Annotated in this window: 21 protein-coding genes and 1 pseudogene; 21 read left to right on the top strand and 1 reads right to left on the bottom strand. The window is 68.5% G+C overall.

Going from position 1 to position 24,752, the window contains the following annotated elements; genetic code table 11:
- The first annotated feature begins 541 nt into the window (after positions 1-541).
- The 12 genes from VV867_RS28995 (at position 542) to VV867_RS28940 (ending at position 14,958) form a co-directional block, all read left to right on the top strand.
- Positions 542-1,045, top strand: coding sequence for a pilus assembly FimT family protein (locus tag VV867_RS28995; RefSeq protein ID WP_328568268.1), 504 nt, complete (start codon positions 542-544; stop codon positions 1,043-1,045).
- A complete protein-coding gene (gene pilV / locus VV867_RS28990) occupies positions 1,042-1,584 on the top strand; it encodes a type IV pilus modification protein PilV (RefSeq protein WP_328568267.1) in 543 nt (180 codons plus the stop codon). The genes VV867_RS28995 and pilV overlap by 4 nt, the downstream gene beginning before the upstream one ends.
- Positions 1,585-2,361, top strand: a complete 777-nt coding sequence (locus VV867_RS28985; protein WP_328568266.1) for a PilW family protein — start codon at positions 1,585-1,587, stop codon at positions 2,359-2,361.
- Entirely contained in the window at positions 2,358-2,897 is a 540-nt protein-coding gene (locus tag VV867_RS28980; protein ID WP_275629736.1) for a pilus assembly PilX family protein, read from the top strand. The genes VV867_RS28985 and VV867_RS28980 overlap by 4 nt, the downstream gene beginning before the upstream one ends.
- A gap of 23 nt (positions 2,898-2,920) precedes the next feature.
- Complete coding sequence (locus VV867_RS28975; RefSeq protein WP_328568265.1) at positions 2,921-7,204, top strand: pilus assembly protein; 4,284 nt, start codon at positions 2,921-2,923, stop codon at positions 7,202-7,204.
- A gap of 11 nt (positions 7,205-7,215) precedes the next feature.
- Positions 7,216-7,629 (top strand): type IV pilin protein, encoded by a 414-nt coding sequence (locus VV867_RS28970; RefSeq protein ID WP_109934521.1) that lies wholly within the window; start codon positions 7,216-7,218, stop codon positions 7,627-7,629.
- A gap of 231 nt (positions 7,630-7,860) precedes the next feature.
- Entirely contained in the window at positions 7,861-8,814 is a 954-nt protein-coding gene (locus VV867_RS28965; protein ID WP_275629739.1) for an AraC family transcriptional regulator, read from the top strand.
- A gap of 773 nt (positions 8,815-9,587) precedes the next feature.
- Positions 9,588-10,952 (top strand): benzoate 1,2-dioxygenase large subunit, encoded by a 1,365-nt coding sequence (gene benA / locus VV867_RS28960; RefSeq protein WP_328568264.1) that lies wholly within the window; start codon positions 9,588-9,590, stop codon positions 10,950-10,952.
- On the top strand, positions 10,952-11,437 hold the full coding sequence (gene benB, locus VV867_RS28955; RefSeq protein WP_074982713.1) for a benzoate 1,2-dioxygenase small subunit: 486 nt from the start codon (positions 10,952-10,954) through the stop codon (positions 11,435-11,437). Before benA ends, benB begins: the two co-directional genes overlap by 1 nt.
- 10 nt (positions 11,438-11,447) lie before the next feature.
- On the top strand, positions 11,448-12,461 hold the full coding sequence (benC, locus tag VV867_RS28950; RefSeq protein WP_328568263.1) for a benzoate 1,2-dioxygenase electron transfer component BenC: 1,014 nt from the start codon (positions 11,448-11,450) through the stop codon (positions 12,459-12,461).
- Positions 12,462-12,698: 237 nt separating this feature from the next.
- The gene (locus VV867_RS28945) at positions 12,699-13,472 is read left to right on the top strand and encodes a 1,6-dihydroxycyclohexa-2,4-diene-1-carboxylate dehydrogenase (RefSeq protein ID WP_328568262.1); all 774 of its coding nucleotides are present in this window, start codon (positions 12,699-12,701) and stop codon (positions 13,470-13,472) included.
- 157 nt (positions 13,473-13,629) lie between these two features.
- Entirely contained in the window at positions 13,630-14,958 is a 1,329-nt protein-coding gene (locus VV867_RS28940) for an MFS transporter (protein WP_109934986.1), read from the top strand.
- A 14-nt stretch (positions 14,959-14,972) separates the two neighbouring features.
- Here the strand turns inward: VV867_RS28940 and VV867_RS28935 are convergent, their stop codons facing one another.
- A complete protein-coding gene (locus VV867_RS28935) occupies positions 14,973-15,845 on the bottom strand; it encodes a LysR family transcriptional regulator (RefSeq protein WP_328568261.1) in 873 nt (290 codons plus the stop codon).
- A 153-nt stretch (positions 15,846-15,998) separates the two neighbouring features.
- Between VV867_RS28935 and VV867_RS28930 the strand changes: the two genes are divergently transcribed.
- From VV867_RS28930 to VV867_RS28890, 9 genes and pseudogenes are all read left to right on the top strand, one after another.
- Positions 15,999-17,120, top strand: a complete 1,122-nt coding sequence (locus VV867_RS28930; RefSeq protein WP_328568260.1) for a muconate cycloisomerase family protein — start codon at positions 15,999-16,001, stop codon at positions 17,118-17,120.
- A 37-nt stretch (positions 17,121-17,157) separates the two neighbouring features.
- Positions 17,158-17,448: a muconolactone Delta-isomerase gene (gene catC / locus VV867_RS28925; RefSeq protein WP_015477003.1), complete on the top strand. Its 291-nt coding sequence runs from the start codon at positions 17,158-17,160 to the stop codon at positions 17,446-17,448.
- A gap of 61 nt (positions 17,449-17,509) precedes the next feature.
- On the top strand, positions 17,510-18,439 hold the full coding sequence (gene catA / locus VV867_RS28920) for a catechol 1,2-dioxygenase (protein ID WP_328568259.1): 930 nt from the start codon (positions 17,510-17,512) through the stop codon (positions 18,437-18,439).
- A 173-nt stretch (positions 18,440-18,612) separates the two neighbouring features.
- Positions 18,613-19,812: a benzoate/H(+) symporter BenE family transporter gene (locus tag VV867_RS28915; RefSeq protein ID WP_328568258.1), complete on the top strand. Its 1,200-nt coding sequence runs from the start codon at positions 18,613-18,615 to the stop codon at positions 19,810-19,812.
- A 199-nt stretch (positions 19,813-20,011) separates the two neighbouring features.
- A complete protein-coding gene (locus VV867_RS28910; RefSeq protein WP_328568257.1) occupies positions 20,012-21,271 on the top strand; it encodes an OprD family porin in 1,260 nt (419 codons plus the stop codon).
- Between the two features lie 46 nt (positions 21,272-21,317).
- Entirely contained in the window at positions 21,318-22,202 is an 885-nt protein-coding gene (locus tag VV867_RS28905) for a methyl-accepting chemotaxis protein (RefSeq protein WP_328568256.1), read from the top strand.
- 110 nt (positions 22,203-22,312) lie between these two features.
- Complete coding sequence (locus VV867_RS28900; protein WP_328568255.1) at positions 22,313-23,773, top strand: 2-hydroxymuconic semialdehyde dehydrogenase; 1,461 nt, start codon at positions 22,313-22,315, stop codon at positions 23,771-23,773.
- Between the two features lie 15 nt (positions 23,774-23,788).
- The gene (locus VV867_RS28895) at positions 23,789-24,598 is read left to right on the top strand and encodes a 2-keto-4-pentenoate hydratase (protein ID WP_328568254.1); all 810 of its coding nucleotides are present in this window, start codon (positions 23,789-23,791) and stop codon (positions 24,596-24,598) included.
- 10 nt (positions 24,599-24,608) lie between these two features.
- Positions 24,609-24,752 (top strand): annotated as a pseudogene (locus VV867_RS28890) (acetaldehyde dehydrogenase); the annotation flags it as partial.

Below are 24,752 nucleotides of genomic sequence, written 5' to 3'. Positions count from 1 at the left end.
GCCCGTATGCGGGGCAAGCCTTTTTGGTTCCTTTTGTGGCGTTTGACAAAAGGGACTCGCCCGAGGGGGCGAAACAAAAAATCTCCGCAGACTCGGAGCGGCGCGCTACACCAAACCCCAAGCCACTGGCTTCCCGCGTTCGCGGGAATGACAAGGTTCAAGGGAGGAGCAGGAGGCCAAGCCGCGAGCAAGAACTAGGCGTCCCCCTCGATCCTACGAAGAGCACCTCGGCGCGGCCTGCAAGACAGTTGCCCCTACGGGTTGCCAGGAGGCACGCCCTCGTAGGAGCGGACTCCGTCCGCGATTACCGGCCGTTCCGGCGCGATTCGCGGATAGGATCCGCTCCGAAGAACCGGCCCTCTATATCTCCCCCCGCAATGACAACGGACCAGCGGTCGCCCACCGCCTGCGAGCGGTAGCGAATGTATCGCCCATGAAAAATTAAGGACACATGCCGCCGCTAACGCCGGCCCGACAATAGGCCATCGCATCCCGGCCCCGGCCGGGGTTTCATGCAACTGTCGTTCGAGCGGTTCGGGCCATGAGTGTTTCTGTCCACCCGCGCAGGCCGGTGCCCATGGAGGGGGCCGAGGGTCAGCGCGCTTTTACCCTGATCGAGCTGATGGTGGTGGTCGCCCTGGTGGCGATCTTCGCCAGCATCGCCGTGCCGGCCTTCGGCTCGCTGATCGAGTCCAGCCGGGTGAAGTCTTCCGCCTCGGCGCTCTACCGCCTGCTCCAGGGCGCCCGCGCCGACGCCGTGAGCACGCGCACCGCCATGAGCCTGTGCCAGAACGGCAGCGCCTACGAGTGGCTGCTGGTGCGTGCCGGCAGCTGCGCTTCGCTCGACGCCAGCCTGGTGGCGCAGCGCCTGAGCCTGCCCAGCAGCATCGGCGTCAGCAGCAGCGTCAGCGGCCTGACCTTCCGTGCCGACGGCAGCGCCGCGGTGGCCAGCCTGAGCCTTAGCGGCAGCAAGAGCGGCAGCAGCTACAGCATCAAGGTCGCCGCGTCCGGCTACATGAGCCTGGGCTCGGGGAGCAGCCAATGAAACGTAACCTGGCCGGCTTCAGCCTGATCGAAGTGCTGGTGGCGTTGCTGGTGATCTGCGTCGGCGTGCTGGGCATGCTCGCCATGCAGGGCAGGGCGATCGCCTATTCCCAGGACATGGCGGTGCGCGGCACGGCGGCGGCGCTGGCCGACGAGCTGATGGAAACCATCCGCACCGACCTCTATTCCGCCCAGGACGGCGGCACGCCGCTGACGCCGCCGGCCAGCTCCGACTACTACAAGGCCAGCGGCAGCGCCTTCCCCGCGGCGCCGGACAGCTGCGCCTCGCTGGCCGCGCTGAGCGCCTCGCAACGCCTGGGCTGCTGGGCGCAGCGGGTGCGCCAGGCGCTGCCCGACGCCGCCAGCCTGATGAGCAGCGATTTCCATGTCTGCCGCAGCAATGGCGCCAGCGCCTGCAGCGGCAGCGGCTCGGCCATCGAGATCCAGCTGGCCTGGCGGGTGAAGTCCGGCGAGTGCCTGGACGCGAATGCCGGCAGCGACCCGACCATCTGCCACTACGTGCTGCGCGAGGAGCCCTGAATGCCCGCCCATCCCCGCCGCCAGGCCGGCCTCTCGCTGGTCGAGCTGATGGTGGCCATGACCCTCGGCCTGTTCCTGATACTGGGCGTCACCCAGATGTACCTCGACGGCAGCACCCGCACCCGCTACTTCACCGGCCAGTCCGAGAACCTCGACAACGCCCGCTACCTGCAGCGGGTGCTGGACGCGCGCCTGTCCCGGGCCGGCTACCGGCGCCAGCCATCGACGCGCATGAGCACCGCTTTCCCGGCGCAGAGCAAGAACGGCTGCAGCTTCGCCGCCGGCCAGGCGCTGGTGCGGGTGGATGCCAACACCCTGTGCCTGCGCTACCAGCCGCGCGACGCCGACGACATCGACTGCACCGGCGCCTCCCTGGGCAGCCTGCCGGGGTTGACCACGCCCTACGCGACCTTCAGCCCGAGCAACGACGTGGTGGAGAAGATCGGCCTCGCCAACGGCCAGCTCAGCTGCAACGGCAGCGTGCTGGCCGACAACGTGGCGGCGGTGCACTTCGACTACGGCGTGGACACCGGCACCGACGAGAACGCCCGCCAGGTCGCCAAGTACGTCGCCAGCCCGACCAGCGCCCAGATCGTGCGCAGCCTGCGCTACACGCTGCTGCTGGCCAGCAGCGGCAGCAACCTGACCGGCGGCATGAGCACCACCAGTTGCACCGACTGGGCGACCCTCAGCGGCGGCAGCGCCTGCACCGACGGCGACGGCACCCTGCGGCGCATCGTCAGCGGCAGCAGCATGTTGAGGAACCTGATGCCATGAGGAGTACCCCGATGCACGGGCGCCAGCGCGGCGCCGTGCTGTTCGTCGCCCTGGTGATGCTGCTGGTGCTGACCCTGCTGGCGGTCGGCGGCATGCGCGAGATGCAGCTGGAAGGGCGGATGACCGGCAACCGCCTGGAGCTGCAGCGGTTGACCAGCGCGGCCGAATCGGCCCTGCGCGAAGGCGAGGGCAGGGTGAGCGAGAGCAGCCGCGCGCTGGAGGCCTGTTCGTCGTCCAGCCCCTGCTACACCGGCCTGGCCAGCAGCTATGCCGTGGACTTCTCCAGCGCCACGGCCTACACCGGGCTGGACGGCGCCACCAGCCTGCCGCGCAACGCGCGCTGGTACCTGCGCTACATCGGCAACAGCTGCAAGGGCGGCTCCGGCGGCAGCGCCAACGCCTACCTGTCCAAGGGCCAGGCCGGCTGCACCTACTACTACGAAGTCAACGCCCAGGCCTACAAGGACAGCGCCAGCACTGGCTGCGCCGCGAACACCCTGTGCCTGCGCTCCAGCACCGCGCTGGTGATCCCATGAGGCCCGCGAGGAGGCTCCCCACCATGAAACCGCTGCGCGCGCTGGCGCTGCTCCTGCTGTCCTGCCTGCTGTGCGCCGGCGCCCGGGCCTCGGTGCTGGCGCAGACGCCGCTGTTCGTCAGCAACATCGCGCCGCCGATGAACATGCTGGTGGTCGGCCGCGACCAGAAGCTCTACTTCCCGGCCTACAACGACGCCTCGGACATCGACGGCGACGGCCAGCTGGACATCTACTACAAGCCGAGCATCGACTACACCGGCTACTTCGACTCGTACAAGTGCTACAGCTACGACAGCAGCAACAACGTCTTCGTCCCGAAGAGCGTCACCAGCACCAAGAAGTGCAGCAGCCAGTGGAGCGGCGACTTCCTCAACTACCTGACCATGTCGCGCCTGGACGTGCTGCGCAAGGTGCTCTACGGCGGCTACCGCTCCACCGACAGCGCCACCGCCACGGTGCTGGAGCGCGCCTTCATCCCCAACGACGCCCACAGCTGGGGCAAGGAATACAAGAGCGTCGCCCGCGATGGCTACAACATCGCCGACTACGCGCCGCTGAGCGTCCCGGACAGCGGCAAGTACATCCTCTTCGCCAACACCTCGCGGCCGGCCAGCGGCACGTCCACGCTCACCGGCTACAGCAGCAGTGCCGTGCCCAAGCTGCGGGTGATCAGCAACACCAGCTACCGCATCTGGAACTGGGTCTCGCGGGAGGACCCGCAGGCCACCAACACCATTTCCTCCAGCACCAGCGTCACCCCCAGCCCGGACATGACGGTGCGCGTGCAGGCCTGCGTCAGTGGCCTGCTGGAAAGCAATTGCGTGCAGTACGGCAGCGTCTACAAGCCCACCGGGGTGCTGCACGACTACGGTGCCTCGAACAAGATGTACTTCGGCCTGATGACCGGCACCTACACCAACAACCTGCGTGGCGGCGTGCTGCGCAAGGCGCCGGCCAGCTTCGGCGACGAATACACCGCCAGCACCGGGCGCTTCCTCACCGATTCCACCAGCGGCACCGGCTGCCTGAATTCGCGCTGCTACGTGAACAACAGCGGCATCGTCGCCAACCTCGACCGCCTGGTGTACTACCAGCGCTGCAGCACCGGCACCCTGCTCAACCCGCTGACCAACGGCAGCTGCCCGGACTGGGGCAACCCGCTGGGCGAGATGGCCTACGAGGCGCTGCGCTACTACGCCGGCAAGGCGCTCAACGGCAACTACGCCGCCGGCACCATCGACACCGGCCTCGGGCTGTCCAGCGTATCCACCTGGAGCAACCCCTACTCGACCTATCCGTCGTGCACCCGGCCGTTCATGACGCTGATGAGCGACATCAACCCCAGCTACGACTCGGACGTCCCGGGCAGCACCCTGGGCAGCGACGTCAAGCCCACCGACGACATCGGCTTCGACTTCGCCAGCATCGGCGCCACCCTGTGGAGCAAGGAGGTGGGCGCCAGCGCCAAGGTCAACATCGGCGAATCCTCCGGCACCACCAACGACTCGGCGCCCACCGCCAAGTCCGCCAGCAGCTTCGCCAGCATCCGCGGCCTGGCCGAGGAGCCCACGCGCCAGGGCAGCTACAGCACCGCCGCGGTGAGCTACTTCGGCAGCCAGACGGTACTGACCAGCGCCGGCTCGAACAAGGTACAGAGCTTCTCCATCGCACTGTCCTCGACCTTGCCCAACATCAGGATCACCACCAGCAAGGGCACCCTCAAACTGGTGCCCTTCAGCATGGACGTGACCCAGGGCGTGGTCAGCCAGATCACCGGCTTCTACATCGACACCCTGACCAAGGACAGCAGCGGCAACATCAGCACCATCACCTTCCGCGTGGTCTACGACGACTCGGCCCAGGGCAGCGACTACGACATGGACGCCATCGTGCTCTACACGGTGACGGCCAACAGCGACGGCACCGTGTCGGTCACCTCCAAGACCGAATATTCGGTGGCGTCCTACGAGTCGCACATGGGCTACACCATGTCCGGCACCACCAAGGACGGCGTCTACCTGGAGGTCACCGGCGGCGGCAGCGGAACCACGCGCTACAAGCTCGACACCCCGGACGGCAAGTACCCCGGCGACTGCTCGGCGACCAACGCCAACTGCAGCTACCTGCCGGGCCTGGCGAACAACAGCGCGAGCATCAGCGGGCGTTCCGACTCGCACACCCGCACCTTCACGCCCTCCACCTCCACCGCCGTCACCACCCTGCAGGACCCCCTGTGGTACGCCGCCAAGTACGGCAAGAGCGACCTCAGCACCTGGGACACCGACGGCGACGGCACCCCGGACAACTACTTCCTGGTGAGCAACCCGAGCAAGCTGGCCAGCCAGCTGAAGTCGGCCTTCGACGACATCCTCCAGCTCAACACCTCGGTCACCGCGGTGGCGGTGGACTCGCAGTCGCTGGACGACGGCGACTACGTCTACAGCACCAACTTCAGCTCCAGCGACTGGACCGGCGACCTGATCAAGAAGCAGAAGGTCAAGACCACCTCCAGCAGCGGCGCCACCAGCACGACCACCACCACCCTGTGGAAGGCCTCGGCGCAACTGCCCAGCAGCCGCAACATCTACTTCGCCAAGAGCGGCAGCCTGACCTCGTTCACCTGGGCCAACCTCAGCACCGCCCAGCAGACCGCGCTCAACCGCACCGCCGCCGGCGTGGTCGACAGCAAGGGCTCCACCCGCGTGGACTTCCTGCGCGGCAGCAACACCAGCTTCCGCAGCCGCTCCTCGCTGCTCGGCGACATCGTCAACTCCTCGCCGGTGCTGGTCAGCGGCGCCGACTACATCACCGCGCGGGCCGACGCCCTGGAGGGCAGCACCAGCTATGCAACCTACGCCAGCGGCCAGGCCGCCAAGCCGTCGGCGGTCTACGTCGGCGCCAACGACGGCATGCTGCATGCCTTCAACGCCAGCACCGGGGCCGAGCTGTTCGCCTTCATCCCCAGCGCGGTGATCGCCAACCTGAACATCCTCACCGCCAGTGACTACGGCCAGGACGAAGGCACCGAGCACCGCTACTTCGTCGACGGCACCCCGGTGGTGGCCGACGTCTACTACGGCTCGGCCTGGCACAAGGTGCTGGTCGGCAGCCTCGGCGCCGGCGGCCGCGAGGTGTTCGCCCTGGACATCACCGACCCGGCCTCGCCGAGCCTGCTCTGGGAGTTCACCAGCGACAGCGACTCCAGCCTCGGCTACACCGCCGCCAAGCCCAGCATCGCCCGCCTGCACGACGGCAAGTGGGTGGCCCTGGTGCCCAACGGCTACGAGAGCGGCAGCAACAGCGCCTCGCTGCTGATCATCGACATCCAGAGCGGCACCCTGCTGAAAAAGATCACTGCTACCCCCAGCCTGACCACCACCGACACTGGAGCGATCGACAGCCTGGCCAACGGCCTGTCGCGGCTCTACGTGGCCGACGTGAACAGCGACGGCATCGCCGACTACGTCTACGCCGGCGACCTGCTGGGCGACCTCTGGCGCTTCGACCTGATCGACACCAGCGCCAGCAGCCCGCTCACCGCCAGCGCCGCCGACGCCAAGTTCGCCGTGGCCTTCGGCGGCAACCCGCTGTACGTGGCGCGCAACGCCAGCAACGTGCGCCAGCCGATCACCGCGGCGCCGAGCCTGGTGGAACACCCCAGCGGCACCGGCTACATCGTCGCCTTCGGCAGCGGCCGCTACCTGACCACCTCGGACAAGACCGCCACCGCCACCCAGAGCATCTACGGCATCTGGGACCGCAAGACCGCCGGCGAGGCCACCAGCGCCTCGCTGACCGCGGCCAAGACGCGCAGCGACCTGCAACAGCAGACGCTGACCGCCGGCACCACCGACGGCACCACCACCTATACCCTGAGCGAGAGCGACGTCGCCTGGTACGACAGCAGCGGCGACACCGCCGACGCCAACGTCGCCACCTGGGGCTGGTACTTCGACTTCCCGCGCACTGGCGAGCGGCTGATCTACGACATGACGCTGTACGGTTCCAGCCTGATCTTCGCCAGCTCCACGCCGCAGACCGGCACCTGCGCCGCGGGGTTGTCCGGCACCGTCTACGCGGTGGACCCGGAGAGCGGCGGCAAGACCGACTACAACGTCTTCGACCTGAACAGCGACGGCATTTACGAGTCGATGTCCGGCTTCGTCACCGACGGCGGCGACATCACGCTGTCCGGTGGCTACACCTGGGGCGGTGGGGACGTCTACCTCCCCGATGGCGTACCCACCAACACCGGCACGGTCAGCGGCCGGCGCAGCTGGCAGGTGTTGCCGAGCGATTCCAACTGATGGGGCGAACGATGAAACCCGTACAACGAAGCCGCGGCTTCACCCTGATAGAAATGATGATCGTCGTGGTCATCCTGGCGATACTCGCGGCCATCGCGCTGCCCAGCTACCAGAAATACGTGCTGCGCAGCCACCGCGCCGAAGGCCAGGCGCTGCTGAGCGAGGCGGCGGCGCGGCAGGAGCGCTACTTCGCGCAGAACAACACCTACGCCAGCACCAGCACCGCGCTGAACCTGGCCAGCTACCTGGCGGGCGTGCAGTACTACAGCCTGGCCATCTCCAACGTCACGGCCTCGACCTACACCCTGACCGCCACGGCCACCGGCAGCCAGGCCAGGGACAGCGAATGCCTGACGCTCACCCTCGACCAGGCCGGCACCCGCGGCGCCAGCGGCACCGGCACGGCCAGCACCTGCTGGCAATGAGCCAGGGCGAAAGCGTGCGATAGGCGAACACTCCGCCACAGGTCGAATTGCGCCGCCGGCCATCCCACCTTAGGGTGGCCGGACGGTATGCGGGCCAGCCGTCCCCGGATCGGGGTGGCCGCGCGACCGTCCGTCCTCTGCCGGGCCCTGCCGTCCCGGCCACGGCATAGACTGGACGGGCACGAGCCGCGACGAAGAGCGCGGACGACTACAACAAGAGTGAGTGCCTGTATGCAGAACCTGCTGAGCGAGCGCAGCCGGATCTTCGAACGCGCCGACCCCTACGCGGTGTCCGGCTACGTCAACCAGCACGTCGGCAGCCACGCCCTGCGCATGCCCGCCCACGGCCGCCCCGAAGCCAGCCTCAACCACCGCAAGTTCGCCAGCCTCGACCTCTGCCGCATCAGCTACGGCGCCGCGGTGCGCGTCACCTCGCCGGCGCTGGAGACCATCTACCACCTGCAGGTGCTGCTGCACGGCCACTGCCTGTGGCGCGGCCAGGGCCGGGAACACTACCTGGAGCCCGGCGAGCTGCTGCTGATCAACCCGGACGACCCGGTCGACCTGACCTACTCGGACGACTGCGAGAAATTCATCATCAAGATCCCCACCGCGGTGCTCGAAGGCGTCTGCGCCGAACAGCGCTGGGCCCACCCGCGCCAGGGCCCGCGCTTCACCGAGAGCCGCTACCGCCTGGGCGAGCTGGAAGGCTTCGTCAACCTGCTGGGCATGGTCTGCATGGAAGCCGAGGCCGGCGAGCGCCTGCCGCGCATCGAGGAGCACTACCAGCAGATCGTCGCCAGCAAGCTGCTGACCCTGCTGCAGACCAACGTCAGCCGCGAATGCCTGGCCGCGCCCATGGCCTCGTTCGAGCGCATCGACGACTACATCGAGCGCAACCTCAAGCAGGACATCGACATCGAGGAACTGGCCCGCCAGGCCAAGATGAGCCTGCGCTCGCTCTACGCCCTGTTCGAACGCCACGCCAGCAGCACCCCGCGCCAGTACATCCGCCAGCGCAAGCTCGAACGCATCCGTGCAAGCCTTGCCGACCCCAGCTGCAACGTGCGCAACGTCACCGAGCTGGCGCTGGACTACGGCTTCCTGCACCTGGGGCGCTTCTCCGAGAGCTACCGCCAGCAGTTCGGCGAGCTGCCCTCGGAAACCTTCAAGCGCCGCGGCTGATACCGGGCGGCATTCGCGGTTATCCACCGTTGGCCATGCCACCGGGGCGCCCGGCGTGGCCGGTGAATCCAATCGCGGACGGAGTCCGCTCCTACGCCCGAGCCATGCCATTCCCCTGTAGGAGCGCGCCCTGCGCGCGAATCGCGGGCAGGGCCCGCTCCTACGTCCGTGCTTCCTGGAACCGTAGGAGCGGACTCTGTCCGCGATTCGGCGGATAACGCCGTAGGCGTTATGCGCCCTACGGGTTTCCAGAGAAATATCCGAGCGCACCGGAACGCCCCTTCAGAAGGCCGAGCGAAACCGGCGCTCAGGAGGTCATGCGACATGGATGTCGCGAGAGCCCCGATGGGCTACAGGGACGTACCCTCGGGGCGGGCCTCCGTGGCGGGGGAATTCGCGAGGGTAGCCCGGCTCCATCGGGCCCGTATGCGGGGCAAGCCTTTTTGGTTACTTTTGTGGCGTTTGACAAAAGTGACTCGCCCGAGGGGGCGAAACAAAAAACATCCGAGCACTCGGAGCGGCGCGCTACACCAAGCCCCCAAGCCCCCAAGCCCCCAAGCCCCCAAGCCATTGAGCTCCCGCGTTCGCGGGAATAACGAGGGTGGGGCCAGAGCACGAACCCGACCCCGCACCCCCTCAATCCCCACCCCCCTGAAACACCCCGCAACCCCGCCTGCAAAAACCGGATAACGCTCTGCACAAAGCGGATATTGCCCCCGCCCACCCAGCCCTAACCTGAGCCTGCCTGAACAATAACAACGGAGGCCCCGGCCATGACCCTGGGTATCGACTACTTGCGTTCCCTGCTCGAAGAAGACCCCGTCAAGGGCGTCTACCGCTGCAAGCGCGAAATGTTCACCGACCCGCGCCTGTTCGAACTGGAGATGAAGCACATCTTCGAAGGCAACTGGGTCTACCTCGCCCACGAAAGCCAGATTCCCGAGAAGAACGACTTCCTGACCACCCTGATCGGTCGCCAGTCGATCTTCATCGCGCGCAACAAGGATGGCGTGCTCAATGCCTTCCTCAATGCCTGCAGCCACAAGGGCGCCATGCTCTGCCGGCACAAGTCGGGCAACCGTTCCAGCTACACCTGCCCGTTCCACGGCTGGACCTTCAACAACTCCGGCAAGCTGCTCAAGGTCAAGGACCCGGCCGAGGCCGGCTACCCGTCGAGCTTCAACTGCGAAGGCTCGCACGACCTCACCAAGGTCGCCCGCTTCGAGTCCTACCGCGGCTTCCTCTTCGGCAGCCTCAACCCCGACGTGCGCCCGCTGGTGGAGCACCTGGGCGAGTCGGCGAAGATCATCGACATGATCGTCGACCAGTCCCCCGAGGGCCTGGAAGTGCTGCGCGGCTCCTCCACCTACATCTACGAGGGCAACTGGAAGCTCACTGCCGAGAACGGCGCCGACGGCTACCACGTCAGCTCCGTGCACTGGAACTACGCCGCCACCCAGAACCAGCGCAAGCAGCGCGAGGCCGGCGAGGAAGTGAAGACCATGAGCGCCGGCGGCTGGGCCAAGCACGGCGGCGGCTTCTACTCCTTCGAGCATGGCCACATGCTGCTCTGGACGCGCTGGGCCAACCCCGAGGACCGCCCGGCCTACGAGCGCCGCGAACAGCTCGCCGCCGACTTCGGCCAGGCCCGCGCCGACTGGATGATCCAGAACTCGCGCAACCTCTGCCTGTACCCCAACGTCTACTTGATGGACCAGTTCAGCTCGCAGATCCGCATCGCCCGGCCCATCGACGTCAACCGCACCGAGATCACCATCTACTGCATCGCGCCGAAAGGCGAGAGCGCCGAGGCCCGCGCCCAGCGCATCCGCCAGTACGAGGACTTCTTCAACGTCAGCGGCATGGCCACCCCGGACGACCTGGAGGAGTTCCGCTCCTGCCAGCAGGCCTACCAGGGCAGCGCCGAGGGCTGGAACGACATGTCCCGTGGCGCCGCCCACTGGATCGAGGGCGCCGACGAAGCCGCGCAGGAAATCGAACTGCACCCGCAACTGTCCGGCGTGCGCACCGAGGACGAAGGCCTGTTCGTGCTGCAGCACAAGTACTGGCTGCAGGCGATGAGCGAAGCCCTGGCCGCCGAAGAAGCCAAGCGCATTCCGCTCGAGGAGGCCGTGTGATGAGCCGCTACGAAACCGTCCGCGACTTCCTCTACCGCGAAGCCCGCTACCTCGACGACAAGGACTGGGACGCCTGGCTGGAGCTGTACGCCAGCGACGCCAGCTTCTGGATGCCGGCCTGGGACGACCGCGACGAGCTGACCCAGGACCCGCAGCGGGAAATCTCGCTGATCTGGTACGGCAACCGCGGCGGCCTGGAAGACCGCGTGTTCCGCATCAAGACCGAGCGCTCCAGCGCGACCATGCCGGACACCCGCACCTCGCACAACATCAGCAACATCGAGGTGCTGGGCGAGGAGGACGGCATCTGCCAGGTGCGCTTCAACTGGCACACCCTGAGCTTCCGCTACAAGACCACCGACAGCTACTTCGGCACCAGCTTCTACGCCATCGACCTGCGCGGCGAGAACCCGCTGATCAAGGCCAAGAAGGTGGTCCTGAAGAACGACTACGTCCGCCAGGTCATCGACATCTACCACATCTGAGGTGGCCGCCATGAGCTATTCGATCGCACTGAACTTCGAAGACGGCGTCACCCGCTTCATCGACGCCAACCCCGGCGAGACCGTGGCCGACGCGGCCTACCGCCAGGGCGTGAACATCCCCCTGGATTGCCGCGACGGCGCCTGCGGCACCTGCAAGTGCTTCGCCGAGGCCGGCCGCTACGACCTGGGCCAGGAATACATCGAGGATGCGCTGAGCGAAGAGGAAGCCGAGCAGGGCTACGTGCTGACCTGCCAGATGCGCGCCGAAAGCGACTGCGTGGTGCGCGTGCCAGCCTCCTCGGACGTCTGCAAGACCCAGCAGGCCAGCTACCAGGCGGCCATCAGCGAGGTGCGCCAGCTGTCCGAGAGCACCATCGCGCTGTCGGTCAAGGGCGAATCCCTGAGCAAGCTGGCCTTCCTGCCGGGGCAGTACGTCAACCTGCAGGTGCCGGGCAGCGACCAGAGCCGCGCCTATTCCTTCAGCTCGCTGCAGAAGGGCGGCGAGGTCAGCTTCCTGATCCGCAACGTGCCGGGCGGGCTGATGAGCAGCTTCCTCACCAGCCTGGCCAAGGCCGGCGACAGCCTGGAACTGGCCGGCCCCCTGGGCAGCTTCTACCTGCGCGACATCAAGCGCCCGCTGTTGCTGCTGGCCGGTGGGACGGGCCTGGCGCCCTTCACGGCGATGCTGGAGAAGATCGCCGAGCAGGGCAGCGAGCACCCGCTGCACCTGATCTACGGGGTGACCAACGACTTCGACCTGGTGGAGCTGGACAGGCTCGAGGCCCTCGCCGCGCGCATCCCCAACTTCAGCTTCAGCGCCTGCGTGGCCAACCCCGAGAGCAGCTACCCGCACAAGGGCTACGTCACCCAGCACATCGAACCCAGGCACCTCAACGAAGGCGAGGTGGACATCTACCTGTGCGGCCCGCCGCCGATGGTCGAGGCGGTCAGCGCCTACATCCGCGAGCAGGGCATCACGCCGGCCAACTTCTACTACGAGAAGTTCGCGGCCAGTGCGGCGTGATGGGGGCGCTGTAAGAACCCCTCTCCCTAACCCTCTCCCTGAAGGGAGAGGGGACCGTCCTGAGCTGCTGGCCTGCATGGCTTCAGCCGGAGGTTTCGGCACATACGGAGCTGCCGGTTGAAGCCTTGGATGACGCAGGCACGGACAAGCCCCCTCTCCCTTCAGGGAGAGGGCGGGGGGAGAGGGCAGCCGGATACCGCACCCACCTCCCAGGACGCAACCATTGCCGAGGTAACCATGAACAGATTCACCAACAAGGTCGCCATCGTCACCGGCGCCGCCCAGGGCATCGGCCGCCGCGTCGCCGAGCGCCTGGCCGAGGAGGGCGCCCGCCTGGTGGCGGTGGACCGCTCCGAGCTGGTCCACGAACTGCAGGACGAACTCGGCCAGCGCGCCGAGGTCCTGACCCTCACCGCCGACCTGGAGCAATTCGCCGAGGCCCAGCGCGTGGTCAATGAGGCCGTGCAGCGCTTCGGCCGCCTGGACGTGCTGGTCAACAACGTCGGCGGCACCATCTGGGCCAAGCCCTACGAGCACTACGCCGAGCACGAGATCGAGGCCGAGGTGCGCCGCTCGCTGTTCCCCACCCTGTGGTGCTGCCGCGCCGCGCTGGCGCCGATGCTGGAGCAGGGCGGCGGGGCCATCGTCAACGTCTCCTCCATCGCCACCCGCGGCGTCAACCGCGTGCCCTACGGCGCGGCCAAGGGCGGAGTGAACGCGCTGACCGCCTGCCTGGCCTTCGAGACCGCCGAGCGCGGCATCCGCGTCAACGCCACCGCGCCCGGCGGCACCGAGGCGCCGCCGCGGCGCATCCCGCGCAACGCCGCCGAGCAGAGCACGCAGGAGAAGGCCTGGTACCAGCAGATCGTCGACCAGACCGTGCAGAGCAGCCTGATGAAGCGCTACGGCAGCATCGACGAACAGGTCGGCGCCATCCTCTTCCTGGCCTCCGACGAAGCCTCCTACATCACCGGCGTGACCCTGCCGGTAGGCGGTGGCGACCTGGGTTGAACCACACACATTCGTAGGATGGGTTGAGCCGAAGGCGATACCCATCGCCCGGAGTTGATGGGTATCGCTGCGCTCAACGCCATCCTACGTAAAGACGGACCGCCCACGACGCGGCCCGAACGGCTTCTCGCACAACAACAAAAAAGAGAGTGACGCCATGCGGAAAATCGACGTACACGAGGTCATCGACAACGCGCGCTTCGGCCGCTTCCATTGGCGCGTGATGGCCTGGTGCGCCCTGCTGCTGATCTTCGACGGCTACGACCTGTTCATCTACGGCGTGGTATTGCCGGTGCTGATGAAGGAATGGAGCCTGAGCCCGCTGCAGGCCGGCGCCCTGGGCAGCTACGCGCTGTTCGGGATGATGGCCGGGGCGCTGTTCTTCGGCCCGCTGGCCGACAAGGTCGGGCGCAAGAAGGGCATCGCCATCTGCTTCGTGCTCTTCTCCGGCTTCACCGTGCTCAACGGCTTCGCCACCAACCCCACGCAGTTCGGCATCTGCCGCTTCATGGCCGGCCTGGGCATCGGCGGGCTGATGCCCAACGTGGTGGCGCTGATGAACGAATACGCGCCGAAGAAACTGCGCAGCACCCTGGTGGCGGTGATGTTCAGCGGCTACTCCCTGGGCGGCATGCTCTCCGCCGGCGTGGGCATCTACATGCTGCCGCGCTTCGGTTGGGAGGCGATGTTCTTCGCCGCGCTGCTGCCGCTGTTGCTGCTGCCGCTGATCCTCTGGCAACTGCCCGAATCGGTGGGCTTCCTGCTGCGCCAGGGCCGCACCGGCCAGGCCCGCGCCATCCTGCGCCGCGTCAGCCCGGAAAGCGCGCTGGACGACACCAGCGAACTGCACCTGGACGAGGGCAAGCCCCGGGGCGCGCCGGTGCTGGAACTGTTCCGCGAGGGCCGGGCGTTGCGCACCCTGATGCTCTGGGTGGCGTTCTTCTGCTGCCTGCTGATGGTCTACGCGCTCAGCTCCTGGCTGCCGAAGCTGATGGCCAACGCCGGCTACAGCCTGGGTTCGAGCCTGTCGTTCCTGCTGGCGCTGAACTTCGGCGGCATGTTCGGGGCGATCTTCGGCGGCTGGCTGGGCGACCGCTTCAACCTGCCCAGGGTGGTGGCGCTGTTCTTCGTCGCCGCTGCCGTTTCCATCACGCTGCTGGGCTTCAACAGCCCGATGCCGGTGCTCTACCTGCTGATCGGCATCGCCGGGGCCACCACCATCGGCACGCAGATCCTGCTCTACGCCACCGCCGCGCAGTTCTACGGCCTGGCCATCCGCTCCACGGGCCTGGGCTGGGCCTCGGGCATCGGCCGCAACGGCGCCATCGTCGGCCCGCTGCTGGGCGGCTCGCTGCTGGCCATCGAGCTGCCGCTGCACCTGAACTTCATGGCCTTCGCCATCCCCGGCGCGGTGGCCGCACTGGCCATGTACCTGGTCAGCCGGCGCAGCCTGGCGGTCGCCCCCCTGGCCGGAGCCCAGGCGTGAAGCGCCGCGCCGGCCTAGCGGTTGACCTGCTCGATCAGCGTCAGGCAGCGCTGCACCATGGCGCTGACGTCGCCGGCGCGGCGGCTGAGGATGATCGGCGACACCGCCTCGGGTTCCTCCAGGCTGGCGTAGCCGATGTCCGGGCGGTGCTGCTGCTGCACCGAGGCCGGCACCAGGGCCACGCCCAGGCCGGCGGCGACCAGGCCGATGGCGGTCTGCAGCTCGTTGGCCCACTGCGCCACGCGGATGCCCAGGCCGTGGTTGGCGAACAGCGCCAGCACGTGGTCGGCATAGCTCGGCCGCGGGTTGGCCGGGTACAGCACGAAGGGCTCGCGGGACAGGCGCCGCAGGCTCACCGGCGCCCCCAGCAGGGGGTGCCTGGTGGGCAGCACGGCCACCAGCGGGTCCTCGCGCAGCACCTGCTGGTGGATGGCCGGGTCGTCGAAGCGCATGCGCCCGAAGCCGATGTCGATGCGCCCGCTCTTGAGCGCCTCGACCTGCTGCAGGGTGGTCATCTCCTGCAGGCCCAGCTCCAGCTCGGTGTCGGCGCGCAGCTCGCGGATCAGCTCCGGCAGCACCGCGTAGAGGGTCGAGGGGGCGAAGCCGATGCCCAGCCACTGGCGCTGGCCCAGGCCGATGCGGCGGGTGTTGTCGCAGATGTTCTGCAGCTGTTCGAGCAGGGTGCCGCTCTGCTCGTAGAAGAAGCGCCCGGCCTCGGTCAGGCGCAGCGGCCGGCCGCGTTCCAGCAGCTCGACGCCGAGCAGTTCCTCCAGCTGCTGGATCTGCCGGCTCAGCGGCGGCTGGGCGATGTGCAGGCGCTCCGCGGCGCGGGTGAAGTTGAGGGTTTCGGCCACCGCCTGGAAGTACCGCAGGTGTCGAAGCTCCATGATACCTCCAGGGTATGGAACGAGAGGGCAATGATATTGGACTGCCTGCCACTGCTGGCGCAATCCTTCGACGTGCAAGACAAGACCTGGAAGGTATCGGCCGCGACAGACGGCCGGGCCTCGACAAGAGCCTAGCGTGATATGGAACCTGACATGACCCAAGCCCTGATCGAACGCCTCGAGGCGATCATCGTCGACCTGCCGACCATCCGCCCGCACAAGCTGGCGATGCACACCATGCAGCGGCAGACCCTGGTGATCCTGCGCCTGCGCTGCAGCGACGGCATCGAAGGCCTCGGCGAGGCCACCACCATCGGTGGCCTGGCCTACGGCAACGAAAGCCCCGAGAGCATCAAGGCCAACCTGGAGGCGCATTTCGCGCCCCTGCTGGTCGGCCAGGACGCCTGCAACGTCAACGCCGCCATGCAGCGCCTGGACAAGGCCATCAAGGGCAACACCTTCGCCCGCTCGGCGGTGGAGACCGCGCTGCTCGACGCCCAGGGCAAGCGCCTGGGCCTGGCCGTCAGCGAACTGCTCGGCGGCCGCGTGCGCGACGGCCTGGAAGTGGCCTGGACGCTGGCCAGCGGCGACACCGCCCGCGACATCGAGGAAGCCGAGCGCATGCTCGACCTGCGCCGCCACCGCATCTTCAAGCTGAAGATCGGCGCCAACGCGCTGGAGCAGGACCTCAAGCACGTGGTGGCGATCAAGCGGGCCCTGGGCGAGCGCGCCAGCGTGCGCGTGGACGTCAACCAGTACTGGGACGAGTCCCAGGCCATCCGCGGCTGCCAGGTGCTCGGCGAGAACGGCATCGACCTGATCGAGCAGCCCATCTCGCGCATCAACCGCGCCGGCCAGGTGCGCCTGAACCAGCGCAGCCCGGCCCCCATCATGGCCGACGAATCCATCGAGAGCGTCGAGGACGCCTTCAGCCTGGCCGCCGACGGCGCCGCCAGCATCTTCGCCCTGAAGATCGCCAAGAACGGCGGCCCGCGCGCCGTGCTGCGCACCGCGCAGATCGCCGAGGCGGCCGGCATCGCCCTGTACGGCGGGACCATGCTCGAAGGCGCCATCGGCACCCTGGCCTCGGCCCACGCCTTCCTCACCCTCAGGCAGCTGACCTGGCACACCGAACTGTTCGGCCCGCTGCTGCTGACCGAGGAAATCGTCACCGAGCCGCCGGTGTACCGCGACTTCCAGCTGATGGTACCGAACGCCCCGGGCCTCGGCCTGAGCCTGGACGAGGAGCGCCTCAAGCGCTTCCGCCGCCCCTGAACCCGCGCCTGAATTCTGCGATAGAGGAGAAGCCCCCATGCTGTTCCACGTGAAGATGACGGTGAAGCTGCCCGTCGACATGGACCCGGCCAAGGCCGCCCAACTCAAGGCCGACGAGAAGGAACTGGCCCAGCGCCTGCAGCGCGAGGGCAAGTGGCGCCACCTGTGGCGCATCGCCGGGCACTACGCCAACTACAGCGTCTTCGACCTCGCCAGCGTCGAAGAGCTGCACGACACCCTGATGCAGCTGCCGCTGTTCCCCTACATGGACATCGAGGTCGACGGGCTCTGCCGCCATCCGTCCTCCATCCATGCCGACGACCGCTGAGCCCGGACCCGCAATCCCGACCGACGAAACCCCTGTATAAGAACAAGACGAGGTGAACACCATGACCGTGAAGATTTCCCAGACTGCCGAGATCCAGAAGTTCTTCGAAGAAGCCGCCGGCTACGGCAACGACGCCGGCAGCCCGCGCCTGAAGCGCATCATGCTGCGCGTGCTGCAGGACACCGCGAAGCTCATCGAGGACCTGGAAGTCACCGACGACGAGTTCTGGACCGCCGTGGACTACCTGAACCGCCTGGGCGGCCGCGGCGAAGCCGGCCTGCTGGTGGCGGGCCTGGGCATCGAGCACTTCCTCGACCTGCTCAACGACGCCAAGGACGCGCAGATCGGCAAGACCGGCGGCACCCCGCGCACCATCGAAGGCCCGCTGTACGTGGCCGGCGCGCCCATCGCCCAGGGCGAAACCCGCATGGACGACGGCAGCGAGGACGGCGTGGCCACCGTGATGTTCCTCGAAGGCCGCGTGCTGGACCTGGACGGCAAGCCCATCGCCGGCGCCACCGTCGACCTGTGGCACGCCAACACCAAGGGCAACTACTCCTACTTCGACCAGAGCCAGAGCGAGTACAACCTGCGCCGCCGCATCGTCACCGACGCCGAGGGCCGCTACCGCGCCCGCAGCATCGTGCCCAGCGGCTATGGTTGCGACCCGCAGGGCCCGACCCAGGAGTGCCTGAACCAGCTCGGCCGCCACGGCCAGCGCCCGGCGCACATCCACTTCTTCATCTCGGCGCCCGGCTACCGCCACCTGACCACCCAGATCAACCTGTCCGGCGACCAGTACCTGTGGGACGACTTCGCCTACGCCACCCGCGACGGCCTGGTCGGCGAAGTGAACTTCGTCGAGAACGCCCACGGCATCGAAGGCCGCGTCGCCGAGCTGGAATTCAGCTTCCAGCTGCAGAAGGCCACCAGCACCGATGACGAACAGCGCAGCCACCGCCCGCGCGCGCTGCAGGTGCAGGGCGCCTGAGGCGCTGTCCCGGCAAACAGCGTAGGAGCGGACCTTGTCCGCGATAGCCGGAACCACCGGCGCGAATCGCGGATGAATCCGCTCCTACGGTGTGCTCCCCCTGAGCATCGTTCCCAGCCGGCTTGCCGGCAGGGCGAAGCCTTGCGTGCAGAACAAGAAAAAAGTGAGGCGCCATGAAAGACCTCATCCGCGACTTCTCGTTGTCCGCCCTGGTGGCCGGGTTGATCGCCACCCTGATTTCCTACGCCGGCCCCCTGGTGATCATCTTCCAGGCGGCCAAGAGCGCCGGCCTGCCCGGCGCCGCGGTGTCGTCCTGGGTCTGGGCGATCTCCATCGGCAGCGGCGTGCTCGGCATCCTCCTCAGCCTGCGCTACAAGGTGCCGCTGGTGATCGCCTGGTCGGCGCCCGGCTCGGCGCTGCTGGTGGCGCTGCTGCCGGGCATCGGCCTGAACGAGGCGGTCGGCGCCTACCTGGTGTCGAGCCTGATCATCTTCCTGGTGGGCATCTCCGGCGCCTTCGACCGCGTGGTCGGCAAGCTGCCGCCGGCCATCTCCGCGGCCATGCTGGCGGGCATCCTGTTCAGCTTCGGCACCCAGCTGTTCGTCTCGCTGCAGGCCAAGCCGGCGCTGGTGCTGGCCATGTTCGTCGCCTACCTGCTGGGCAAGCGCCTGGCGCCGCGCTACGCCGTGGCCCTGGTGCTGCTGGTGGGCTGCGCCATGGCCATCGGCGGCGGCGAGCTGAACGCCTCGGCGCTGGTGATCGGCCTGGCCACGCCGCAGTGGATCACCCCTGAGTTCAGCGTCCACGCGCTGCTCAACATCGCCCTGCCGCTGGTGGTGGTGGCGCTCACCGGGCAGTTCGTGCCGGGCATCGCCGTGCTGCGCAACGACGGCTACCAGACCCCGGCGCGCCCGCTGATCGCCAGCAGCGCCCTGGGCACCCTGCTGCTGGCGCCCTTCGGCTGCCACGGCCTGAACCTCGCCGCCATCACCGCGGCCATCTGCACCGGCCGCGAGGCCCACGAGGATCCGGCGCGGCGCTACGTCGCCGGAGTGGTGGGCGGCGTCGCCTACCTGCTGCTGGGGCTGTTCGGCGCCACCCTGGTGTCGCTGTTCAGCGCCTTCCCCCGCGAACTGATCGCCGCCCTGGCCGGCCTTGCGCTGTTCGGCGCCATCGGCGGGGCGCTGGCCGGCGCCATGGGCGTGCCAGAGGACCGCGAGGCGGCGCTGATCACCTTCCTGGTGACCGTCTCGGGCATGTCCTTCCTCGGCCTGTCGGCGGCCTTCTGGGGCCTGATCTTCGGCCTGGCCGCGCACCTGCTGCTGGTGCGCCGCCGCGCCGGCCAACCCGAGACGCGCGCCGTGCGCGCCTGACCACGGAGCAACCGCAAGCGGGCGCCCGGCCGGGGTGCCCGCCCCAGGCAAGACGGCAGCGGAAGCAGGGCAGGGCGGCTGACGAAGCGGACAGCCCCATGCCCCCGCGGGCCGACACACAGCTCCCCGCCCAGCGCTTGGCCGCGGCCCTCCGGTCGCTAGGCAGGGGATCGTACAACCATAAGAACAAGAGAAAATCATGAGCAATCGCGTATGCGTGACCGCCGTCGCGCTGGGTATCGGCGTGGCCGCCGCCCAGCCGGCGGCCGCGGCCGAAGGGCTGATCGAAGGTGCCAGCGCCACCCTGCAGGCGCGCAACTACTACTTCAGCCGCGACTTCTCCGACATCGTCGGGCCCAACCGGCAGTCCAGGGCGGAGGAGTGGGCCCAGGGCTTCATCCTCAACTTCAGCTCCGGCTACACCCCGGGCCCCGTCGGCTTCGGCCTGGATGCCATCGGCGTGCTCGGCCTGAAGCTGGACAGCAGCCCCGACCGCACCAACACAGGCCTGCTGCCGGTGGGCGGCGACGGCCGCGCGCCGGACGACTACAGCCGCCTGGGCCTGGCCGGCAAGGTGAAGTTGTCGAAGACCGAGCTGAAGGTCGGCGAGCTGCAACCCAACCTGCCGGTTCTGGTGTTCAGCGACATCCGCCTGCTACCGCCCAGCTACCAGGGCACCTCGCTGAGCTCCAGCGAAATCCCCGGGCTGACCCTGCAGGCCGGGCACCTCACCTCCACCCACCTGCGCAACGAGGGCGGCGACGAGAAGATGATCGCCATGCTCAGCTACCAGCCGCAGCGCCAGGCCGAGAGCGACGCCTTCAACTACGCAGGCGGCGACTACGACTTCAATGGCAAGCGCACCCGCGTCAGCGCCTGGTATGGCCAGCTGGAGGACATCTACAAGCAGCGCTTCCTCGGCCTCAAGCACGCCCAGCCGGTGGGCGACTGGGTGCTGGGCGCCAACCTCGGCTACTTCGACGCCAGCGAGGACGGCAAGCACCTGCTCGGCGACATCGACAACCGCGCGGTTTTCTCGCTGTTCTCGGCCAAGCGCGGCGGGCACACCTTCTACCTCGGCTACCAGGGCATGTTCGGCGACAGCGCCTTCCCCCGGGTGTTCGCCAACGTCTCGCCGCTGGGCAACGAGGTGCCGACCTACGAGTTCGCCTCCACCGACGAGCGCTCCTGGCAGGTGCGCTACGACTACGACTTCGTCGCCCTCGGCGTGCCCGGCCTGACCACCACGGTTCGCTACATCAGCGGCGACAACGTCGACACCGGCATGGGCTTCGAGGGCAAGGACCGCGAGCGCGACCTGGACATCGGCTACACCGTGCAGAGCGGCCCGGTGGCCGGGCTCAACGTGCGCGTGCGCAACGTCATGGCGCGCTCCAACTACCGCAGCGACATCGACGAGAACCGGCTGATCCTCAGCTACACCTGGAAGCTGTTCTGAGCCCACCCGGGGGGCCATACGGCCCCCCCTTCGCCAAGGAGACCCCATGACGCGCAAGACCACCGCCGCCACGCTGCTCGGCCTGGCCGCGCTCTGCGCCCTCTGCCTGCCCTGGCTGCCCTCGGCCCAGGGCGCGCTGCTGGCGCCGCTGCTGGCCTGCCTGCTGGGCGCCGGGCTGCTCTACCACCGCCTGCCGGCGCAACGCATCGAGGTGCCGGTGCCCGTGGCCGTCGCGGCGCAGCCCCCGCCGCCGCCCTCGCTGCCGGAGCCCGCCCCCGGCGTGGCCGACCCGCTGGCCGGGCGCCTGCGTCCGCCCCTGGGCGACCTGCGCCAGGCGCTGCAGCAGACCGAGGACGACATGCGCTACGCCGACGACCTGGCGCGCAACGCCGGCGACCGGGTGGCGCAGAGCGCCAGCAGCATCCAGGCCGCCGCCGGCGCCCTGGGCGAGCTGGAAGGCTACATGGCGCACATGACCCAGGTGTTCGACGAACTGGGCCGCGAGTCCCTGCGCATCGGCGCCATCGTCGGCAGCATCCAGGACATCGCCCGGCAGACCAACCTGCTGGCGCTCAACGCCGCCATCGAGGCGGCCCGCGCCGGCGAGCACGGCCGCGGCTTCGCCGTGGTGGCCGACGAGGTGCGCAACCTGTCGCACCGGGTCAACGGCTCCAGCGAGCAGATCCGCGGGATTTCCGACAGCCTGCGGCACTCCGCCGAGGAGGCCCAGGCCGGCGTGCAGCGCCTGGGCGACTCGACGCGCCAGGGCTTGGCCCGCGCCGACGAGGCACTGCAGGCCATGCAGGAGATGCGCGAAGGCGCGGTGATGCGCGTGCAGATCGTCCAGCGCATCCTCCAGCGCCTGGGCACCCAGCAGGTACTGGCCGGCGAGCTGCAGGTGCTGGTGGAAGGCGCCGAGGCAAACGCCTGAAGGCGCGTTCAGGTATTCCTGCAGGGGATACCTGAGAGCGCTTTTTTGATTATCCGCTTATAGGGAGCCTCCCTAGACTCGGCGAAAAACACCCTACAAGGGAGGTCGCCGTGTCTCATCACTTGCTCCGCCACTACATCGCGGGCGCCTTCGTCGGCAGCAGCCGCACTTTCGACAACGTCTCGCCGGTGGACGGCCGGCTGCTCGGCCAGGTCTGCGAGGCCGGCCAGGCCGAGGTGAACGCCGCCGTGGAAGCCGCGGCGGCGGCGCAGAACGGCCCCTGGGCACGTTTCAGCGCGGCCCAGCGCGCCGACCTGCTGGAGCGCATCGCCGACGGCATCGAGCGGCGCTTCGAGGACTTCGTCGCCGCCGAAGTGGCCGACACCGGCCGCCCCGTGCACCAGGCGCGCAGCCTCGACGTGGCCCGCGGCGTACAGAACTTCCGCAGCTTCGCCGGCCAGGTGCGGCAGGGCGGCGGCGAGTTCTTCGAGATGCGCAGCGGCGACGGCAGCGACGTGTTCAGCTACACGGTGCGCAAGCCCCATGGCGTGGTGGCGATCATCTCGCCGTGGAACCTGCCGTTGCTGCTGCTCACCTGGAAGGTCGCGCCGGCCCTGGCCTGCGGCAACTCGGTGGTGGTCAAGCCCTCGGAAGACACGCCCTCCAGCGCCACCCTGCTGGCCGAGGTGATGCACGAGGTGGGCGTGCCCGCCGGGGCGTTCAACCTGGTCCACGGCTTCGGGCCGAACTCCGCCGGCGAGTTCCTCACCCGCCATCCGCGGGTGGACGCCATCACCTTCACCGGCGAGTCGCGCACCGGCTCGACCATCATGCGCGCCGCCGCCGAAGGCGTGCGCGAAGTCTCCTTCGAACTGGGCGGCAAGAACGCCGCGGTGGTCTTCGCCGACTGCGACTTCGACGCCGCAGTGGCCGGGGTGCTGCGCTCCAGCTTCACCAATTCCGGGCAGGTCTGCCTGTGCTCCGAGCGCGTCTACGTCGAGCGGCCGATCTACGAACGCTTCGTCGCCGCGCTCAAGGCCGGCGCCGAAAAGCTGAAGATCGGCTACCCCGACGAGGACGGCGTGAACATGGGCTCGCTGATCTCCCACAAGCACCGCGACAAGGTGCTGGGCTACTTCCAACTGGCCGTGGAGGAGGGCGCCAGCGTGGTCACGGGGGGCGGCGTGCCGCGCTTCGGCGATGCCCGCGACAAGGGCGCGTTCGTCCAGCCGACCATCTGGACCGGCCTTGCCGACGACGCCCGCTGCATGCGCGAGGAGGTGTTCGGCCCGGTCTGCCACATCGCGCCCTTCGACAGCGACGAGGAAGTGCTGCGCCGCGTCAACGACTCCGCCTACGGCCTGGCCGCCTCGCTGTGGACCCGCGACCTGGGCCGCGCGCACCGTGTCTCGCGGCGCATCCACGTGGGCATGGTGTGGGTCAACACCTGGTTCCTCCGCGACCTGCGCACCCCCTTCGGCGGCGCCCGGCTGTCCGGCCTGGGCCGCGAGGGCGGCCGCCACTCGCTGGACTTCTATTCCGAACTCACCACCGTCTGCGTCAACCCCTGAGGCCAGGAGAAACCCATGCATCCAGCACTCATCGAAGCCGCCGCGCGCCTGCGCCAGGCCCGTGACAGCGGCCAGCCCTGCGCCCCGGTACGCGACCTGATCCAGCAGGCCGGCCAGCAAGGCAACGCCGCTGCGCTCGACCTGGCCTATGCCGTGCAACAGCGCAACAACGCCGCGGACATCGCCGCCGGCTGGCGCCCGGTGGGCCACAAGATCGGCCTGACCTCCCGTGCCGTGCAGCGCCAGCTGGGCGTGGACCAGCCGGACTTCGGCCGCCTGTTCGCGCAGATGGCCCGCGGCGACGGCCAGCCCATCGCCTGGAGCGACTGCCAGCAGCCCAAGGTGGAGGCGGAAATCGCCCTGGTGCTGGAACACGACCTGTGCCACGAGCGCCACACCCTGGCGGACATCCTCCGCGCCACCGCCTTCGCCCTGCCGGCCATCGAGATCGTCGGCAGCCGCATCGCCAACTGGGACATCAGCCTGCTCGACACCGTGGCCGACAACGCCTCGTCCGGGCTCTTCGTGCTCGGCAGCCGCCCGGTGCGCCTGGAGCGGCTGGACCTGGTGAACTGCGGCATGAGCCTGAGCCTGCGCGGCGAACCGGTATCGGTCGGCGCCGGCGCCGCCTGCCTGGACAACCCGCTGAACGCAGCGCTCTGGCTGGCCGACACCATGGCCCGCCTGGGCGAACCGCTGCGCGCCGGCGACGTCATCCTCACCGGCGCCCTGGGGCCGATGGTCCCGGTACGCCCGGGCGACGTCTTCAGCGCCGACATCCAGGGCCTGGGCCGCGTCAGCGCGGCCTTCGCCGAAGCCCAGTGAGGAGGCCCGCATGAGCCAGAAACGCAAAGTCGCCATCATCGGCTCCGGCAACATCGGCACCGACCTGATGATCAAGATCCTGCGCAACGCGCAGCACCTGGAAATGGCCGCGATGGTCGGCATCGACCCGGCCTCCGACGGTCTGGCCCGCGCA

Source organism: Pseudomonas sp. JH-2 (genome assembly GCF_036231725.1).
Classification (GTDB): domain Bacteria; phylum Pseudomonadota; class Gammaproteobacteria; order Pseudomonadales; family Pseudomonadaceae; genus Pseudomonas; species Pseudomonas delhiensis.
Note: the sequence above shows the minus strand (reverse complement) of the source record. Positions and strands in the feature narration are given on the sequence as shown.